Here is a 17,585-nt window from a genome sequence, read left to right on the forward strand (position 1 = left end):
CGGCTCTCCGTCGTCCCCGGTTCGGGCTGGGGACGACGGAGAGTGTATCAGGCGGATGCCTTGCCGAGAACGCTCCAGTCGAAGCCGCGCGCCCAATCGGCATAGCTGTGCCAGCCGACATCGGGAAAATCCCGGCGCAGGGCGGCGATATCGGCGTCGTAGCCGGTGCGATCGAACCATTCGAACATCAGCGCCGCGTCCTCGCTCTGCTGCCGCATCGCGGCGATCGGCAGTTCCTGATAGCGTATCGGCCGGTCGAGCGCCTCGGACAGGATCTCCGCCTGCTGCTCGCCAGACAATTCGTCGCCGGCAATATCGAAACGCTTGCCGAACACCTGTTCGCGTCGCTCGGCCAAGGCCGCGACGAACACCCCGATATCCTTTATGGTGATCTGTTGCAGCACGCGTGCGGGCGGCAGCGCTGCCGCATAGACGCCCTGTCGGAGCCCATCAATCGCCCAAGGTTCCACACTATTTTCCATGAAGGCGACGGGTGCGCTGATCGTATAGGGGATGCCGAGGCCTGCGATGTGCTTTTCGACGAGATACTTGCTGTCGAAATGTGGAATGCCGGTTTTCTTGTCGGCGTCGCCAACGGAGGAATAGATCAGGTGACCGACGCCGGCTGCCTTCGCCGCATTGGCGACGGTGATGCCCTGGCGCGTTTCCGCTTCCGTCCCGGCCTCGTAGCTGTTGCCCATCAGGAACATCGTGTCGACGCCGCTTGCAGCCTTCGCCACAGATGCGCCGTCATCCAGGTCGCCGGCAACGACCTCGACCCCTGCCGCGGCCAACCGCTTTGCGCCGTCGCCGTCCGGCTTACGCGAGAGCGCCTTGACTCGGTGTCCCCGCGCGAGAAGCGCGTGCACGACCGCGCCGCCCTGCTGGCCGGTGGCGCCCGTCACCAGAACGCTTCGTGTGTTGCTCATCTGTCTGCTCCTTGTTGTGAACGATGGAGCAAAACTAAGGCCTGTCGGATTGAGCCATAATAGCCTATAGTTGGGAAACATCGTACCATCTCATGATACAATGCTGGATCTCAACGACATTATGATTTTCGCCCGCGTTATCGAGGCCGGCAGCTTCACCGCCGCGGCGCGCCTGCTTGGCATGCCGAAAACGACGGTGAGCCGCCGCATCGCCGCCCTCGAGCGCGAACTCGGCGTGCGCCTGCTGCATCGCACGACCCGCAGCCTCCACCCGACGGATGCCGGCCGCCTCTATTACGAGCAAAGCAGCCAGGCGCTCCGCACAATCGAAGGCGCCAACCTGCGTCTCGCGGAAGCAAGGACGGAGCCCGCCGGCACGATCCGCATATCGGCGCCGGTCGGCTTCGGCGGCCACTTCCTGCAGGATGCGATCTTCGATCTTCTGGCGACCTACCCCAAGTCGAGGGTCGAGTTGCGCCTGACCGACGACAGGCTGAACCTCGTCGAAAATGGCATAGACCTCGCCTTCCGCACCGGCATCCTGGAGGATTCCACGCTGATCGCCCGCAAGCTCGGCTCTACCCACCGCTTGCTCTGCGCGAGCCCCGACTATCTCGCCCGCTGCGGCGCGCCCGATCGCCCGGCAGATCTCGTCCGCCACGACTGCGTCATCGCCGGCCAATCCACCCATGCGCAATGGCTGCTCGAAGGCCCGCACGGACAGGAAACGGTCACGGTCTCGGGACGCTTCGCCGCCAATGAAATGCAGGCGGTCATGGCCACAGCGATCGCCGGCTATGGCATCGCCCGACTGCCCCATGGGGTCGCCAATGGCTTCATCAGGGATGGGCGGCTGTGCCGCGTCCTGGACGGTTACACGACTCCGGCCGGCGGCCTCTATGTCGTCTATCCCAGCAGCCGGCACCTGCCGCCTCTGGTCAAGACCTTTATCGAACTTGCCGCCAGACGGTTGAACGCGGGAATCGGCAGCAGCGACGACTTCGCCATTATATAGCGGCAGCCCCCGTCACACTTCCTTCAGCACCACCTTGCCGTCGAGGCTTTCGATCAAGGTGGCGCTGGCATCATTGAGGCCCGCGACTTCCACGGCGAGTGCATGCTTCATCCGGCAAGCTCCTGCTTGCATCGGCGGCCCGAGGCCGCGTTCCACGCTCGCGCGGTCACATGATGGCATTGCCTCCATTGAAGTCCCTGCGTAAAGCCTGCGCCCGCGCGAGCGCGCCGGCAATCCTTTCATCGGTAAAGGGCTTTGGTATCACATCAAGCGCACCTTCGATGCCGTGTCCGACGCTTTCCGGGCTGCCGGTCACGAAGATGACATCGACGCCGAAGCGGTCGATCAGCCGGCGGGCGAGTTGGGCGCCGCTGAGGCCGTCGGAGAGGCTGAGATCGACGAGTGCAATGTCGCTCTTTGGAGCATAGGCAAGAGCCTGCTCGATTGTCGACACCGGCCCGACCGTCTCATGCCCGGCATCCTGAGCGATCCGCTCGAGCTCCAGGGCGATAAATCCCTCGTCCTCAACGATCATGACTTTCATGGATCATCCTCCTCCCGCGGCAAGATGCCGGTGAGCACAACCCCGGCCATCGGATCAACGCAACTCCCGCTCGAAAGTTTCCTATACAGCCCGGCCTGCCTTTGAAAAAGGTAACCAATTCACCAAGATCATCGGCCGCTACCGCTCGATGCTGCCGTTGCGACGGATTTTTCGCTGCAGAAGCAGGATGCCGTAGAGCAGCGCTTCGGCCGTGGGCGGACAGCCGGGCACGTAAATATCGACGGGCACGATCCGGTCGCAGCCGCGCACCACTGAATAGGAATAGTGGTAATAGCCTCCGCCGTTGGCGCAGGAGCCCATGGAAATGACGTATCGCGGCTCCGGCATCTGGTCGTAAACCTTGCGAAGCGCCGGCGCCATCTTGTTGCACAGGGTGCCCGCCACGATCATCAGGTCAGATTGCCTCGGACTGCCCCGCGGAGCGACGCCGAAACGCTCTATGTCATAACGGGGCATGGACATCTGCATCATCTCGATGGCGCAGCAGGCAAGGCCAAAGGTCATCCACATCAGCGATCCGGTGCGCGCCCAGGTGATGAGTTCGTCGGTGCTGGTGACAAGGAAGCCTTTGTCGGCGAGCTCGGCATTAATTGTCCCCATCATCGGGTCGCCCTGCCGCTGTTCGCCGGGAAACTGGAAGTTCGCCGGTGCTGAGTGAGGCTGCGTCAATGGGGCCATCGTCTTCTCCCGTGAGCCGGCCTCAAACTGGGCTGAAGACGCCAAAGTTCCGACTCCGACGGGCCGTGTACGATACCGCACGCCGCGATTTCAGCAATGTGGAACGCCTTGCCCACTCAGGGATCCTTATCGAGAAACCAGCCGAGGGCGGGATCGGTCCGGCATCGGGACAGCGGCAATTGCCGCACGGAACGAATGCGGGTAATGCCTCCCTCGCCATCCGTGTCGACGTCCATGCAGGCGCAGGCATAGCCATGGACGGCATGGGTGTAGACATATTCGCCGGTCGTCAGATCTGGAATATGATTCATTCCCTCGGCCTTGTAGCCGCTGCCGTTCTCCATGATGATCCAGCTGCCGCTTGCGTCGTTGAGCGACCAGGTCGCCGTCGCCGGATTGTCCAGCCAGCCGCAGCGCTTTTCCCCCTGTGGCGGCGGGCACGAGAAACATCATCAAAACAAGCGCATGCAATCTGGTCATCGGCCCTCCGCGTCGTCGCCACTATGCATGGCCTGCGGCCGGCAAGGCAACCGCCTTGCCGGCTCGTTTTCACGACGAAGGCGGCGATGGCCGTGGCAGATTTCGCTCAAGGCTTCTCGTTTGCGCTCTCGGCCCGGAAAGCCGCTTCGCCGGCGTCGGAGACCTCGACCCATGTCTTGTCGGGCGCCGCATCCGGCACGTAGCTGTCGTGCCAGTTCCACCACTTGTAAGTCGGCGTCTGCGGATAGCCCTCGGGCGAATCCTCCCAGACCTCCTGCCGGCCGAGCGGCGTGATGTCGAGATAGTTCCAGGTGCCGCCCATCTGCTCGTCGCCGCGGTTGTTGACGAAATAGGTGCGGAAGATGCGTTCGCCGTCGCGGTAGAACACATTGGTGCCGTGCCATTCGTCGACGCCGAAATCCTTGTCGAAGCTGTCGGTGATGGTCACCCACGGCATGCTCCAGCCCATCCGCGCCTTCAGCCGCGCGATCTCGGCCTGCGGCGCGCGCGAGGCAAAGACCAGCGTCGTGTCGCGGGCGTTGAGATGGGCGATATGGGCGACCTGATCGGCCACCATCGAGCAGCCGCGGCAGGCGTGGTCAGGCCAGCCGAAGACGCCGGGCTCGTAGAAGGCGCGGTAGACGATCAACTGATGCCGGCCCTCGAACAGATCGAGCAGACTCACCCTGCCCTCAGGTGCTTCGAAGACATATGTCTTCTCCACCGCCATCCACGGCATGCGCCGCCGCTCGGCGGCAAGCGCGTCGCGGGCGCGGGTTTGCGCCTTCTCCTTCACCAGCAGCTGCTTGCGCGCCGCCTCCCAGGCTTCGGGCGATACTACCGCGGGTTTCTGCATGGGCTGTCCGCCCTTTCCATTCTCGGCTGTTGCAGTCATCGCATTAATCTCCTCGTTCGGGCGAATTGCCGCGCCTCATCATCGATCCGCGGTTCTGTGCGCATTGATCGGACATAGTTTCGCATCGGAAATCGAACAGCGGGAGTAACAAGTGTGACCGAATTTCCACCGCCGCCGTTGCAGCAACGGCGGGGGAGAAGTTCGGGCAATCATCGCTCGGGACAAGGAGGTGCTCCCGAGCCAAATGGATGAATTGCCAAAAGCCACCAACTGAAGGAAGCTTGATGCCGGCTATTGTGGACGGACTACGCGAGATGATGACAGAATCCACTTCCAGGGAGCCAGTCAGGCACGGCAGCGCCAGGATCTGCCGCGGCTGCTGGGACCAGATGCACATGCCGATCCCCATCGGCGGCCCGCTCGCCTTGCCCTTCCGCGCCTTGGGCATCACTCGCAGCAAGATGAACCCCGATATCTGCACGATCTGCGAACGATCCTTCCAATATGTCAAAAAGCAGCGCCAGATCACCGTCGACGCCACCATCCTGTTTGCCGATATCCGAGGATATACGGATTTGTCGGAGCGCATCGAGGCGGTACAGCTGAGCGAGATCGTCAGCCTGTTCCAGGATCGCTGCGCCCAGGCGATCTGGGCACATGACGGCATCGTCAACAAGCAGATGGGCGACGGCCTGATGGCAATCTTCAATTTTCCCATTGTGAGGAAGGATCACGCCGGCGCCGCGATCCTGGCCGCCCAGGAGATCCAGCGAAACTGCACCGCGGCGCTGAATGGCTTGGCGCTCGAAGCCCTGCCCGGCCGCACCCTCGGCGTCGGCGTCGGCATCCATTCCGGCGAGGTGCAGATCGGCGAATTCTCCAGCTTCCGCAGCGATTTCACCGCCATCGGCGGCGTCGTCAATCAAGCCGCGAGGTTGGAATCCCAGGCCGCCGCCGGCGAGATCCTGATCTCGGCGGAAACGGCCGCGAAGGCCCCCGACCTCGCGGCAGGCGCCGAAACCCGCATGCTGGCCCTGAAGGGCATCGAGCAGCCGGTGCAGGCACGTGTACTTGTCAAGCACTGAGCGACGGCGATTGCGGCCTGCTCAAAGCATCATCCCGCCGCCAACATGGCAGCCGCAGTTTCTCACGCTGTGATTGCGAAACATATTCGATTACCAGCCGGTTAATCCTCCGGAAACAAACATCGCTTATCTCTAAGCCGTTTTAACAGCTGGGGTTTCTCATGGGCAGTTTTTCTCTGTTTCACTGGTTGATCATCGTGGTCCCGCTGAGTGTGGGGCTGTTCCTCGCCTTCAGAAAGCCGGCGGCCGGGCCGAACCGCTTCGGTGACCTGCCGCAGGCGATGGGTTTCGGCCAGGCGATCAGCAGCTTTTTCAGGAAATATGTGGATTTCACCGGCAGAGCGAGCCGATCGGAATTCTGGTTTTCGACGCTCTTCGTCGTTCTCGTCGACATCGCTTTGTACCTTATCGAGCCAACCGGAGCATTGGCGGGGATTTGGTCGCTGGCGGTGTTCCTCCCATCAATCGCCATGGCCACCCGCCGACTTCACGATATCAACCGCAGCGGCTGGTTCCAGTTGGTTGCGCTGTTGGTTCCCATCGGAACGATTGTCGTCATCGCCTGGTATTGCAGAGCGCCGGCTGCGGCAGATTCCAGGGCGCACGCATTCTGAGGGGACCGTGGCGACCTTCGGCGGTTCTGGTTGCGCGGAACCCGATCGTCTGCACGAGGCAATGACGCTGCGGGAGGGAGGACGGTTCGCGGGTTTAGAGCTTGGCTTTGCTGTGCCGGCGCTGCTTGGCATCATTGCAGCAATGACGGGTGCAGCCGTGCCGCATGGCTGCATCCGCGGTCGCTTCTAATATCCAGGCATAGCCTAGCCGTAAAACAGCGCTTATCGCGATTAAACCTCGTCTCTTTCGTCATGTCTTCATGCCGGTCAACTCAGGAAACGAGTAGTAACGCAGCCGCTTGTCTTTGCAGCGATTGTCATTCGCCGTCGCGCCCAGGATCTGGCTGTCCGTGAAGGAGACACCGAGATAGGCCCAGTCTCCCCAGCTGCGCTTTGGCACCACGCGCACACAGTAAGCATAGATCTTCTTCTCGGGATCAAGCAGCACCACGCTTGAAATCCGGGCCCAAACCACTTCTCCCGCTTCGTGTCGATAACTTCTCTTGAACACGATGTTGATGAAGTTCTGCCGGACTTCGTTCGAGGGAGGCCGCTGGGAATCTGCAACGGATTGCGACACAGGGGCGTTGCAGCCGGCCAGCATCAGCAGGGCAGCGCAAGCAAGGACTTTTATTCTCATTCAGGTGGATCTCCAAGAATCGCAGTAAAATAACCGCTGCGCATTCCTACAAACACAGCGGGAACAATATTTGCAATGCACGAAAATAAACATTATTTATTCTGAGCAGGTGACAGCGTAACCGCGAGATGTGCGCCGCTCGGCTTATACCGGAGGATTTGAACCGGAACTTGCGGTCCCATCCTCATCATCGACGATTGGTACCCCGGCCTCCAGCGCCGCAAGGATAAAAGCTTGCCGCACCGTTTCGGCCGGCATGCGACCCGCTAGCCAGGCGCGGCAGAAATCGATCGCTCTCTGCTGATGCACGCCGCCATTGACCGGCCAGTCGGAGACCAGCGCATAAAGCGCGTCCTGCGGTGAGCGGAGAACCAGCCGTACGCCGGTATCAAGATCGATCGAAATCGGTTTCTTCCAGAAGGCGGAATGGTCGTTAATGGCATTAGCACCTGCAGCTGAGTGGACAGCGAACTAACTGCGGAAGGCCGATCACGGTTCCACTGCAGGTCAGGTGGTATCAGTCTGCAGAAGGTGTGCCGGCGGGATGGTTGCAAGGAGCACGGTTGCTAAGGCGCCGAAGCCTAAGGCCGGTCTTCGAAGGACAATGCGAGGGCGCCGGCATGACGGCGCCACCCTGCGCGCGCCTTGCCATCAACCTGGCAGCTTGCAGCCTTTGCTCATGCCGGCGGATTGCATGGCTGAAACCTTGCCTTTCGATGCAGCAATTTCGCCTTCCTTGTCTCCTCCGGCAACGCTGCCGATCGGGACGCCGACGAGAAAGACGCCGAAAGCATCGCCGTTCGCCGCGCTGATCTGCTGCTTCGACAAGTCGTCCAGCTTGCCCCGCTCCTTCTTGAGTTCGGCAGCAAGAGCTTCGCAGCTGAGGTTCGTATAAGCCGCCATTGGAATATCGACCTGCACGATGGCGTCAGGACGTTTGGCGCAGCCGGCAAGTGTCGCCGTCGCCACGAATGCGATAATGATCTTTTTCATGAATGGTCCCCTATTCCCGCAGCAGCTGTAACACCACCGCTCGCAATGCGGGAGGTGGCCTACTCTTCAACCACAGACTTTTTAATCACCCGCGCAAACCTTAAACGCAGGCGCTTCACCAACATTCCGCGCCAACATTATCCACCATCCCGAACGATTCATTCGTTTCCCTTTTGTACCCTTTCCCTCTTCCCTTTCGCGCTGACTCTCTCCATATTCCCGCCATGGCCAAATCTCCGAAGAAATCCCCCGCCCCGAATGGCTTCGAGGAAGCTCCGCAATCGTCCTTTGAAGGCGCCCCGCTCTCCGGTTCCGTTGCCGATTGGGTGAAGCAGCTCGAGGCAGATGCGGAAGCATCGGGCGTCGAGAGCCAGCGTGATATCGCCTCCAAGGCCGGCAAGCATCGCAAGGCCGTGGAAAACCAGGCGCGCAAGCATTCGGAAGCCGTCAGCGTCAACAAGAAGGCGACGGTGGGCAAGACCGCACGCGGCGTTTCCATCGGCGGTTCCAGCGATCCGAAGACCCGCGCCGCCGCCGGCCTCAACCCGGTCGCCGGCCTCGATATCTCGCTGGAGGATGCCGGCAATATCGCGCCCGGCGGCGTCACCGCCACGGTCGAGGCGCTGTCGAAGCTGATCGAGAGCGGCAATCCGCTGCACAAGAACGGCAAGATCTGGACGCCGCACCGCCCTGCCCGCCCCGACAAGTCCGAAGGCGGCATCCGCATCCTGATGAAGTCGGATTATGAGCCGGCCGGCGACCAGCCGACCGCCATCCGCGATCTCGTCGAGGGCTTGGAGAATGGCGACCGCAGCCAGGTGCTGCTCGGCGTCACCGGCTCCGGCAAGACCTTCACCATGGCCAAGGTGATCGAGGCGACGCAGCGCCCGGCGGTCATCCTGGCGCCGAACAAGACGCTGGCCGCCCAGCTCTATTCCGAATTCAAGAACTTCTTCCCCGACAATGCGGTGGAATATTTCGTTTCCTACTATGATTATTACCAGCCGGAAGCCTATGTGCCGCGCTCCGACACCTATATCGAGAAGGAAAGCTCGATCAACGAGCAGATCGACCGCATGCGCCACTCGGCGACGCGCTCGCTGCTCGAACGCGACGACTGCATCATCGTCGCCTCGGTCTCCTGCATCTACGGTATCGGCTCGGTCGAGACATATACGGCGATGACCTTCCAGATGTCGGTCGGCGACCGGCTGGACCAGCGCCAGCTGCTAGCCGACCTCGTCGCCCAGCAATACAAGCGCCGGGACATGGATTTCACGCGTGGCTCCTTCCGGGTGCGCGGCGATACGATCGAGCTCTTCCCCGCCCACTTGGAGGATGCCGCCTGGCGCATCTCGATGTTCGGCGACGAGATCGACGCCATCACCGAGTTCGATCCGCTGACCGGCCAGAAAGTCGGCGACCTGAAATCGGTGAAGATCTACGCCAATTCGCACTATGTCACGCCGCGCCCGACGTTGGACGGCGCCATCAAGTCGATCAAGGAGGAGCTTCGGCTTCGTCTCGCCGAGCTGGAAAAGGCCGGCCGCCTGCTGGAAGCCCAGCGCCTGGAGCAGCGCACCCGCTACGATATCGAGATGCTCGAAGCCACCGGCTCCTGCCAGGGCATCGAGAACTATTCGCGTTATCTCACCGGCCGCGACCCCGGCGACCCGCCGCCGACGCTGTTCGAATACATTCCCGACAATGCCCTCGTCTTCATCGACGAAAGCCATGTCACCGTGCCGCAGATCGGCGGCATGTATCGCGGCGACTTCCGCCGCAAGGCGACGCTGGCCGAATACGGCTTCCGCCTGCCCTCCTGCATGGACAACCGGCCGCTGCGCTTCGAGGAATGGGACGCCATGCGCCCCGACACCATCGCCGTCTCCGCAACGCCGGGCAGCTGGGAGATGGAACAGTCCGGCGGCGTCTTCGCCGAACAGGTGATCCGCCCGACAGGCCTGATCGACCCGCCCGTCGAGGTTCGCTCGGCCCGCACCCAGGTCGACGACGTGCTCGGCGAGATCCGCGAGACCGCCGCCAAGGGCTACCGCACGCTGTGCACCGTGTTGACCAAGCGCATGGCCGAGGACCTGACCGAATATCTGCATGAACAGGGCGTGCGCGTGCGCTACATGCACTCCGATATCGATACGCTGGAGCGTATCGAGATCATCCGCGATCTGCGCCTCGGCGCCTTCGACGTACTCGTCGGCATCAACCTCTTGCGCGAGGGCCTCGACATTCCCGAATGCGGCTTCGTCGCCATCCTCGACGCCGACAAGGAAGGTTTTCTGCGCTCGGAGACCTCACTGATCCAGACCATTGGCCGCGCCGCGCGTAACGTCGACGGCAAGGTCATCCTCTACGCCGACCAAGTCACCGGCTCGATGCAGCGCGCCATGGACGAGACCGCCCGCCGCCGCGAAAAGCAGATGGCCTATAACCTCGAAAACGGCATCACGCCGGAATCGGTCAAGGCTAAGATTTCCGACATCCTCGATAGCGTCTACGAACGCGACCACGTCCGCGCCGATATCTCCGGCGTCTCCGGCAAAGGCTTCGCCGACGGCGGCAACCTCGTCGGCAACAACCTGCAGGCCCATCTCAACGCGCTCGAAAAAAGCATGCGCGACGCCGCCGCCGACCTCGACTTCGAAAAAGCCGCCCGCCTCCGCGACGAAATCAAACGCCTCAAGGCCGCCGAGCTGGCGGTCATGGACGACCCGATGGCACGCGAAGAATCGAAGGCAATGGAAGGAAAGGCCCGCGGCAAGTCCCCTTCTCCCCAACGGGGGTCCGGAGGACGGGTCGAGACAAGCGGCTCGACCCCGGTCGGTGCCCGCAGGGCGGATGAGGGGGCCACACCCTCCTACTTCTCGCGCCCCTCCCTCGACGACATGGGCCCGGGCACCGACACGACCACGCCCCTATTCCGCAAACCCGACCTCGACGAAATGGGCCGCGACCCGACCACCCCCGCCGGCAAGAGCCTCTTCCGCAAGAACGACCTCGACGAGATGACGGTCGGCCGCACGGAGAAGCCGGTGATCGGTCGGGTGCCGGAAAAGCCGGATGCATCAAAGAGCACGAAGCACTTTTCGCCGCTGCTGGAAGGACAGCCGGAGCGCGATGACGGCGTACGGCCTGTAGTGCGAGGGCGCGTCGGCGCCGGGAGCTATGAGGAGCCGGGCGAGCAGAAGCGCAAGGGGCGGACGAAGGGGAAGACCGGGCGGCCGGGGCGGTGAACTTCAATGCTCCTGAAAGACCGGCGGCGCCTCCCTCGGTCGCCGCCCCACTCTCCTCCGTCATTCCTGTGCTTGTCACAGGAATCCAGTGCGCCCAAGTCCTTGGGCGCGGGAGACTCCCTTTTCAGTAAGAGAGTCATTCACGGCGCGGACGCGCCGTGGCTGGATTCCTGTGACAAGCACAGGAATGACGGAGGATAGCGGGGCCGGCCTCGTGTCAAGGCACAGAGGAATTTGCCCCGCCGCAGCGATGAAACCTATTGCGAAGTGACCGCAATCGGCAGAAAAACCTAGCAAGCGCCGCCACAGACAATCCGGTCCCACCATGCCCGACCTGCGCATCGACCCCTTCCCCTCGTCCGCCGAACTCACCACACTCTGGTCCGCCGCCTGGAACACTGCCACCGCGCCTGACTTCTCACGCATCCTGCCCCGCAGCCTCGCCCATATCGGCGCCTATCACGACAACAGGCTCGTCGGCTTCGTCAATATCGCCTGGGATGGCGGCATTCATGCCTTCCTTCTCGATACCTGCGTTCACCCCGACATGCGCCGGCAAGGCATCGCCACGCAGCTGGTCAGGGAAGCCACGCGGATTGCCCGCGAGCGCGGCGCCGAATGGCTGCATGTCGATTTCGAGCCGCATCTGACTTCCTTCTATCGCGCCTGCGGCTTCCGGCCGACCGGAGCCGGCCTTATCAAGCTGACGTAAGCCTCCCCCTCACCCAAACCTCTCCTCGCCCTTCGCCAGCGCAAAATAAATCCGCTCTACTCGACAGGCCGCACTCCTCGCGCTCGCTTCATACCCCGCCGCCGGCCAGCCGCGCCGGGGGCTCCCGTCGGCCGCGATCAGCCAATACCAGCGCTCACTTGAATCCATCAGGTCGATCTTGAAGATCCGTCCCATACAGGCATTGCCGTCAAAGCCGATGAAATCGTCACCGGGCTTTTCCTTCCAGGCGTGGCGCCATTGGCCCTTCGGCTTCTCGCCGCTGGTGATCAACTCCCAGCTCTTCCAGCCGTTAAAGTCCGATTGCGCGGTCAGGGAGCCGTCATAGGGCCTATGGTCGATTTGCAGGCAGCCTTCCAGAAACTCCGCCACAGAATGACAGAGGGTTGTCCACGCCTCGTCACTGTGCCGGGTCAGCTTGAAGGCAAGCTCGTCGGAGACATTCCTCAAGGCCGCGGCGATGGCGGAGGCGACGCCTTCCTTGCTCGCCGGTTCACCGCGCAGGCTGATGCAGAGATAAGTGCAGAGAAATTCCGCCGTATCCCGCGCGATCGGTTCGATGACATGCAGGTTGCGGCGCTTGCCGACCTGATAGCCGCCGAAATCCCGAATGCGGCGCTGAGACTGTTTGCGAAGGGCATTGTTGAGGAACGACCGCAGGAGTGTTGCGATATCGTCTTGCATGCGTGGTCCTCTCCTCGTGAGGATGTGTTTGCCGCATGGTTTCGTGGATGGCTCCCGCCCGAGCCGGTGACATCAGAGCGATTCCGGACGCAAGATCGCCGCGGCTTGCCGGAAGTATCCTAGATCAGCGTCGGCTCGGAATCGTCCTCGACCTCGTCGATGAGGTCGGGCCTGTCGTTCTTCGGCGAGCCGACATCCCGGCCGATTTTCCACATCACCATCAGTTCCGCCGGGAAAGGCTTCATGAGATCGTAAGGATCCGGCTCGGGGGAGAGCCACCGCTCATAATCCTCGCGATGCAGGATGACAGGCATGCGATCGTGAATCTCCGCCATCATCTCGTTCGGCTCGCAGGTGACGATGGCGAAGTTGCGGGTGGACACGCCGTTTTCGTCCTTCCAGGTCTCCCAGATGCCGGCGAGCGCGAAGGCGGAGCCGTCCTTCATGGCGATCGCATAGGGCTGCTTGTTCTTGCCGGTGCCGTGAATGTCCTTCCATTCGAAGAAGCCGTTGATCGGCACCAGGCAGCGACGCGAGCGGTAGGCGGCGCGGGACATGCCGTTGGAACTGATGCCCTCGCAGCGGATATTGACCGGCGGCGGCCGGCCGCCGGGCTTTGCCCAGATAGGCATCAAGCCCCAGCGCGCCACCACGAACATAGGACCTGAGGTATCGGGTTCGCGCACAATATCCCGGATGATAACAGGATAATCCTGCGATGGCGCGCCGTTCCAGCGGGGGAAGCGATTTCCAAGCCCATCGATATCTCCGCCTTTCACGGCAAAGGGAAAATTGCTGATCAATTCTTCGAGCGACGTCTTGACGAAAATGCGTCCGCACATAGGCCCTCGCTGCCGGTAGATATTAGATGTTCCCATTATGTTCCGGAACCAAGTCCGGTCAACAAAGCGTCAGTTGTGCACTTGCCGGAATGCCCCTCCCGCCAGGTACCGCGGCGGCAGGCCGGTTACCGGTCTTGCTCAGGCCAATCTGAAGCACGCCGTGAAGAATAGTTCGCACTTACAGCGAGAATTATATACGCCAGGAAGGGGTATAAATTAAAAGACTAAAATACGACTTTTGGTTTGCAAATTCAAAGTTATTTCCCAGTATTTCAGCCTTAGTTTTTCGCTACAAAACCAAGAAAAAATCACAATTTTTCATTGAAAACATCATTAATGATTGGCATAGATCCCCGTGGGGTTGTCCTGCGCCGAACCAATTAACGAGTTTTTCCGCGGATTTCTGAGTTTTCGAAGTACAACGCATCTACTGGGGGTAATTTTAAATATGGCCTTGAATATACTGGACACCAACGGCGCCACAGTCACCAAGACCGGCGCCGAGTTCGAAGCTTATGACGTTATCCGCGACTCCGCAGCCAATCCTTCCGCACCTGTCTCACTCACTGTCTCCGATTCCTCGGCCGCAGATCTGGCCGGCGAGTTGGGCTCAGTCACGGCGGCCGTGAACGGCTCGAGCGGCGACAACACGATCACGACGGGCGCCGGCAACGACACCATCTCCGGCGGCGACGGCGCGGACACGCTGAACGGCGGCGCCGGTGATGACACGATCTACGGCAATGCCGGCAACGACACATTGATCGGCGGCGACGGCAACGATAGAATTACCGATGGCGGCTTTAACTTTGGACCGGACGGCTTAGTGCCGGAAATCCTGAATATTGACGCCGGCAACGGCGACGACGTCATAACCATAGACAGCTTCGCTGCGCTTATATCAGGAACGATTGATGGCGGTGATGGGATCGATGCGTTACGCGCCTGGTCGCTCCATGGCCTGACGCTCACCAATGTGGAAAACCTTGAAACGGCAGCGTTTCAGATCAGCGGCTCCAGCGCACAATTCGAGAGCTTTGACAGGATCGTCAGGTCGACCGACCCCGTCTTCAGTTATGACCCCTCGCTGGTGGTGATGGACAGCGCCCACCTTGATCTTTCCGATGAACTCGGAAATCTCGGCACTCGTGTTAGCGGCTTCTCCGGCATTGACGTCAAAACAGGCAACGGCAACGATGAGTTTGCAGGAAGTGACGTCAACGACATTTTCGACGGCAGCGGCGGCAGCGACCTCATCAACGGCAACGGCGGCGATGACAAATTGACCGGCGGTGCCGGCAACGACACCATCAATGGCGACGCCGGCGTCGACACAGCTGTTTTCGCCGGCAATTTCGTCGATTATTCCCTCGCGGCCGACAATGGCAGCCGCGTCGTGACGAGCGCTCTGGAAGGCACGGATTGGCTGATGGGCGTCGAATTTGCGCGCTTTGCCGATGGCGTTTACGACTTCGCGACAGAAACCTTCACGGTCAACAGCACCGATCCGGGTACTCCGCTGAATATCCTGGACACCAACGGCGCCACAGTTACCAAGACCGGCGCTGAGTTCGAAGCCTACGACATCATCCGGCACTCCGAAAGCAATCCTCTCGTCGCGGCTGACCTGGTAATCTCGGATTCCGGCACGGTGGACCTTGCCGACGAACTGGGATCGGGCCCCGCAAATGTGACGGGCTCAAGCGGCAACAATGTGATCACGACAGGCGCAGGAAACGACACCATTTCAGGCGGTGACGGCGCAGACACGCTGAACGGCGGCGCAGGAAACGACAGGCTCAATGGCGGAGTTGGCAATGACACGCTGAATGGCGGTGATGGCAATGACCAGATTTCCGGCGACGTCGGAAACGACATGATCAGAGGCGGTGCAGGCAACGATAGGATCGACGATGGTGAGCTTTTCGGCTCGACCTCGGAGGTCATCGACATCGACGCCGGAGACGGCGACGATTACGTAGCCATAGAAACATTCGCTCCTTGGAATTCCGGAACGATCGATGGCGGCGCCGGGATCGATGTCTTACGTGTCACTTCGCTCCAGGGCCTGACGATCAAAAACATCGAAGTCCTTGAGACGGCAGGAGTGGCGGTCGCCGGTTCGAGCGCGCAATTCGAGAGCCTTGATAAAATCGTCTGGTCGACCGATCCGTTCGACGATTTTCGCGCCTCTGTGGCACTGACGGACAGCGTTCACCTCGACCTCTCCGATGAACTCGGAAATCTCGGATCCTTCATCGCCGGCAGCGCCTTCGGCATCGACGTCAAAACCGGCGATGGCGATGACGAGTTTACCGGCACCAACGGCAACGACATTTTCGACAGCAGTGGCGGCAACGACATCCTCAACGGCAATGCCGGCGATGACAAATTGACCGGCGCCGCCGGCAACGACACCATCGATGGCGGCGTTGGCATCGACACCGCGGTCTTCGCTGACAATTTCACCAATTATTCCTTCGCGTTGAACAACGGCGATCACATCCTGACGAGCGCCAAGGAGGGGACGGATACGCTGACCGACGTCGAATTCGCCCGTTTTGCCGACGGCGTCTATGACTTTGCCACGCAAACATTCACGAGCACCAATAACGCACCGACCAATATCCAGCTCTCGAAAACCGCCCTGTCCGAGGATACGCCGATCTGGACGACGGTCGGCCTGCTCAGCGCCAAGGACGCCGATGGCGACGCCCTCAGCTACACGCTCCTCGACGGCGCCGGCGATCACTTCCGCCTGAAGGGCAATCGCATCGTCACCTCGAAGGCGCTGGACTACGAGACGGCGAAGTCCCACACGATCAAGGTGGCGGTCTCCGACGGCAAGGTTACGGTCGAGAAGGACATCACCATCAACGTCCTCGACGTCAACGAGGCCCCGGCCAACCAGGCGCCGATCAAGCTCTCTTTCTCGCGCAGCTCGATCTCCGAGAATGTCGCGATCGGCACTTCGGTCGGCCTGCTCTCGGCCGTCGACCCGGAAGGCGGCGTGGTCAAGTGGCGGCTGACCGATAATGCCGACGGCATCTTCAAGCTGGTCGGCAACAAGATCCAGACCAAGGCGGCAATCGACTACGAAAGCACCCACAGCCTGACCTTCACCGCCGAAGCCTATGACGCGGCCGGTAACGTCACCAGCCACGACTTCACGCTGGCCGTGAAGGACGTCTTCGAGCCGATGTCATCGAGCTTGGGGCATGAGGCGTTGATCTAGCACGACAGTTTGCCTTAGCACCGGTGGGACTTGCAGTCTTGCGAGCCCCACCGGTGAGACTCTTCCGGCGGTCGTCGCGGGCGCCACCCGAAACCGGCGAGGCCGGCGGCCATGCGGACACCCTCCGAAAATGCCGCTCCACGTCGACGCCCGTTTCGGCTATGATCCTCCACCCATCCGAGGAGAGCCGCATGCGTCTGCCCACATTCATCCTCGCCCTCGCCATTTCGGCCTCCGTAGCTCTGCCCGCTTTGGCGGAGACCTACAAGACGCCGAAAGCGCTGCTCAAGGCGCTTTACAGCTACGACACCGACAGAAGCGACGCCGAGGCGCCCTCGCCCTATTCGATCTTCTTTTCCGACCACCTGAACAAGCTTCTCCAGGCCGATCTCGACAACACGCCGGAGGGTGATGTCGGCGCGGTCGATTTCGATCCCGTCATTGCAGGCCAGGACGGCGAAGCGAGCAACGTCCGGATCGGCCAGCCGATCCTGCTGGACGACAAGGCCGAGGTGGAAGTGCAGTTCGAAAACGGCGAAGAGGTGACGCTCTTCTATACCCTGGTGCGCGAACACGGCGGCTGGAAGGTGGATGACATCGCCAATCAGAAAGGCGATTCTCCCTGGAGCCTGGCCGAACTGTTGGGGGATGCGCAGTAGGCGGCGACAGTCCCAACGCGCTGCCCTCTTCCGCCCGTCAGCAGGGGCGTGCCGGCACGTGAGCAAAAGAGAGCCCATGCACCGAGCGCGAGCAAAGAGCAATGCAAGGTTGTTGCGCACTGCCTCGTTCCGTTTCGGCACGCCGATCCCGCTATGGCACAGCCATGCAAGGATTTGCCAACTTTTCGTCAAGTATCTGAATCTTCGGGATTTCCTGTCACGGCAAACGGCATGCCACAATAATGTCGCTTGCCTTTTGACCGAAAAGATGGCACCAATCCACCTACTCGGGCATTAGCATGCCGGTGACTGGACTGATGTGGCAATCC

Annotated in this window: 17 protein-coding genes and 1 pseudogene; 8 read left to right on the top strand and 10 right to left on the bottom strand. The window is 61.3% G+C overall.

Features of this window, described 5'->3' with window-relative positions:
• Nucleotides 1-47 precede the first annotated feature (47 nt).
• Nucleotides 48-929 (bottom strand): NmrA/HSCARG family protein, encoded by an 882-nt coding sequence (locus tag N2597_RS11805; RefSeq protein ID WP_009996739.1) that lies wholly within the window; start codon nt 927-929, stop codon nt 48-50.
• Nucleotides 930-1,029: 100 nt separating this feature from the next.
• Here N2597_RS11805 and N2597_RS11810 point away from each other — a divergent pair, with 100 nt between their 5' ends.
• On the top strand, nt 1,030-1,944 hold the full coding sequence (locus N2597_RS11810) for a LysR family transcriptional regulator (RefSeq protein WP_038689600.1): 915 nt from the start codon (nt 1,030-1,032) through the stop codon (nt 1,942-1,944).
• A gap of 166 nt (nt 1,945-2,110) precedes the next feature.
• On the opposite strand, the gene N2597_RS11815 is transcribed toward N2597_RS11810, so the two are convergent.
• From N2597_RS11815 to N2597_RS11830, 4 genes and pseudogenes are all read right to left on the bottom strand, one after another.
• Complete coding sequence (locus N2597_RS11815) at nt 2,111-2,488, bottom strand: response regulator (RefSeq protein WP_009996734.1); 378 nt, start codon at nt 2,486-2,488, stop codon at nt 2,111-2,113.
• A gap of 138 nt (nt 2,489-2,626) precedes the next feature.
• A complete protein-coding gene (locus tag N2597_RS11820) occupies nt 2,627-3,187 on the bottom strand; it encodes a NuoB/complex I 20 kDa subunit family protein (protein ID WP_009996731.1) in 561 nt (186 codons plus the stop codon).
• A gap of 116 nt (nt 3,188-3,303) precedes the next feature.
• Nucleotides 3,304-3,667: pseudogene (locus N2597_RS11825) on the bottom strand (DUF4087 domain-containing protein).
• Nucleotides 3,668-3,773: 106 nt separating this feature from the next.
• On the bottom strand, nt 3,774-4,562 hold the full coding sequence (locus N2597_RS11830) for a DUF899 domain-containing protein (RefSeq protein ID WP_106796680.1): 789 nt from the start codon (nt 4,560-4,562) through the stop codon (nt 3,774-3,776).
• A 278-nt stretch (nt 4,563-4,840) separates the two neighbouring features.
• Between N2597_RS11830 and N2597_RS11835 the strand changes: the two genes are divergently transcribed.
• From N2597_RS11835 to N2597_RS11845, 3 genes are all read left to right on the top strand, one after another.
• Nucleotides 4,841-5,608 carry an adenylate/guanylate cyclase domain-containing protein gene (locus N2597_RS11835; RefSeq protein WP_077989432.1) on the top strand — a complete coding sequence of 256 codons (768 nt, stop codon included), beginning with the start codon at nt 4,841-4,843 and terminating at the stop codon, nt 5,606-5,608.
• A 161-nt stretch (nt 5,609-5,769) separates the two neighbouring features.
• Nucleotides 5,770-6,222: a DUF805 domain-containing protein gene (locus N2597_RS11840; protein WP_039620480.1), complete on the top strand. Its 453-nt coding sequence runs from the start codon at nt 5,770-5,772 to the stop codon at nt 6,220-6,222.
• 7 nt (nt 6,223-6,229) lie between these two features.
• On the top strand, nt 6,230-6,412 hold the full coding sequence (locus N2597_RS11845; RefSeq protein WP_096761922.1) for a hypothetical protein: 183 nt from the start codon (nt 6,230-6,232) through the stop codon (nt 6,410-6,412).
• 60 nt (nt 6,413-6,472) lie between these two features.
• On the opposite strand, the gene N2597_RS11850 is transcribed toward N2597_RS11845, so the two are convergent.
• From N2597_RS11850 to N2597_RS11860, 3 genes are all read right to left on the bottom strand, one after another.
• On the bottom strand, nt 6,473-6,862 hold the full coding sequence (locus N2597_RS11850; RefSeq protein WP_096761923.1) for a hypothetical protein: 390 nt from the start codon (nt 6,860-6,862) through the stop codon (nt 6,473-6,475).
• Between the two features lie 144 nt (nt 6,863-7,006).
• On the bottom strand, nt 7,007-7,300 hold the full coding sequence (locus N2597_RS11855; RefSeq protein WP_341356238.1) for a DUF982 domain-containing protein: 294 nt from the start codon (nt 7,298-7,300) through the stop codon (nt 7,007-7,009).
• Nucleotides 7,301-7,513: 213 nt separating this feature from the next.
• Nucleotides 7,514-7,855, bottom strand: a complete 342-nt coding sequence (locus N2597_RS11860; protein ID WP_077989373.1) for a lipoprotein — start codon at nt 7,853-7,855, stop codon at nt 7,514-7,516.
• Between the two features lie 224 nt (nt 7,856-8,079).
• On the opposite strand from N2597_RS11860, the gene uvrB reads away from it, so the two are divergent.
• Both uvrB and N2597_RS11870 read left to right on the top strand, forming a co-directional pair.
• On the top strand, nt 8,080-11,106 hold the full coding sequence (uvrB, locus tag N2597_RS11865) for an excinuclease ABC subunit UvrB (RefSeq protein ID WP_183599247.1): 3,027 nt from the start codon (nt 8,080-8,082) through the stop codon (nt 11,104-11,106).
• 325 nt (nt 11,107-11,431) lie between these two features.
• The gene (locus tag N2597_RS11870; protein WP_096761925.1) at nt 11,432-11,818 is read left to right on the top strand and encodes a GNAT family N-acetyltransferase; all 387 of its coding nucleotides are present in this window, start codon (nt 11,432-11,434) and stop codon (nt 11,816-11,818) included.
• A gap of 9 nt (nt 11,819-11,827) precedes the next feature.
• On the opposite strand, the gene N2597_RS11875 is transcribed toward N2597_RS11870, so the two are convergent.
• On the bottom strand, nt 11,828-12,520 hold the full coding sequence (locus tag N2597_RS11875) for a hypothetical protein (protein ID WP_183599245.1): 693 nt from the start codon (nt 12,518-12,520) through the stop codon (nt 11,828-11,830).
• 119 nt (nt 12,521-12,639) lie between these two features.
• Nucleotides 12,640-13,362, bottom strand: a complete 723-nt coding sequence (locus N2597_RS11880; RefSeq protein ID WP_183599243.1) for an SOS response-associated peptidase — start codon at nt 13,360-13,362, stop codon at nt 12,640-12,642.
• Nucleotides 13,363-13,810: 448 nt separating this feature from the next.
• On the opposite strand from N2597_RS11880, the gene N2597_RS11885 reads away from it, so the two are divergent.
• Together N2597_RS11885 and N2597_RS11890 are read left to right on the top strand one after the other, a co-directional pair.
• Nucleotides 13,811-16,597: a metal-binding protein gene (locus N2597_RS11885; protein WP_183599241.1), complete on the top strand. Its 2,787-nt coding sequence runs from the start codon at nt 13,811-13,813 to the stop codon at nt 16,595-16,597.
• Between the two features lie 191 nt (nt 16,598-16,788).
• Complete coding sequence (locus N2597_RS11890) at nt 16,789-17,256, top strand: DUF3828 domain-containing protein (RefSeq protein WP_183599239.1); 468 nt, start codon at nt 16,789-16,791, stop codon at nt 17,254-17,256.
• Nucleotides 17,257-17,585 lie beyond the last annotated feature (329 nt).

The sequence above is a fragment of the Rhizobium sophoriradicis genome (genome assembly GCF_025200795.1).
GTDB classification, from domain to species: Bacteria; Pseudomonadota; Alphaproteobacteria; order Rhizobiales; family Rhizobiaceae; genus Rhizobium; species Rhizobium sophoriradicis.

Excerpts from the sequence above, each read along its gene's own strand:
- N2597_RS11860 (WP_077989373.1), bottom strand. The coding sequence starts at position 7,855 with ATGAAAAAGATCATTATCGCATTCGTGGCGACGGCGACACTTGCCGGC.
- N2597_RS11835 (WP_077989432.1), top strand. The coding sequence starts at position 4,841 with ATGACAGAATCCACTTCCAGGGAGCCAGTCAGGCACGGCAGCGCCAGG.
- N2597_RS11820 (WP_009996731.1), bottom strand. The coding sequence starts at position 3,187 with ATGGCCCCATTGACGCAGCCTCACTCAGCACCGGCGAACTTCCAGTTT.
- N2597_RS11805 (WP_009996739.1), bottom strand. The coding sequence starts at position 929 with ATGAGCAACACACGAAGCGTTCTGGTGACGGGCGCCACCGGCCAGCAG.
- N2597_RS11890 (WP_183599239.1), top strand. The coding sequence starts at position 16,789 with ATGCGTCTGCCCACATTCATCCTCGCCCTCGCCATTTCGGCCTCCGTA.
- N2597_RS11810 (WP_038689600.1), top strand. The coding sequence starts at position 1,030 with ATGCTGGATCTCAACGACATTATGATTTTCGCCCGCGTTATCGAGGCC.
- N2597_RS11870 (WP_096761925.1), top strand. The coding sequence starts at position 11,432 with ATGCCCGACCTGCGCATCGACCCCTTCCCCTCGTCCGCCGAACTCACC.
- N2597_RS11815 (WP_009996734.1), bottom strand. The coding sequence starts at position 2,488 with ATGAAAGTCATGATCGTTGAGGACGAGGGATTTATCGCCCTGGAGCTC.
- N2597_RS11840 (WP_039620480.1), top strand. The coding sequence starts at position 5,770 with ATGGGCAGTTTTTCTCTGTTTCACTGGTTGATCATCGTGGTCCCGCTG.
- N2597_RS11880 (WP_183599243.1), bottom strand. The coding sequence starts at position 13,362 with ATGTGCGGACGCATTTTCGTCAAGACGTCGCTCGAAGAATTGATCAGC.
- N2597_RS11875 (WP_183599245.1), bottom strand. The coding sequence starts at position 12,520 with ATGCAAGACGATATCGCAACACTCCTGCGGTCGTTCCTCAACAATGCC.
- N2597_RS11885 (WP_183599241.1), top strand. The coding sequence starts at position 13,811 with ATGGCCTTGAATATACTGGACACCAACGGCGCCACAGTCACCAAGACC.
- N2597_RS11830 (WP_106796680.1), bottom strand. The coding sequence starts at position 4,562 with ATGACTGCAACAGCCGAGAATGGAAAGGGCGGACAGCCCATGCAGAAA.
- N2597_RS11850 (WP_096761923.1), bottom strand. The coding sequence starts at position 6,862 with ATGAGAATAAAAGTCCTTGCTTGCGCTGCCCTGCTGATGCTGGCCGGC.
- uvrB (WP_183599247.1), top strand. The coding sequence starts at position 8,080 with ATGGCCAAATCTCCGAAGAAATCCCCCGCCCCGAATGGCTTCGAGGAA.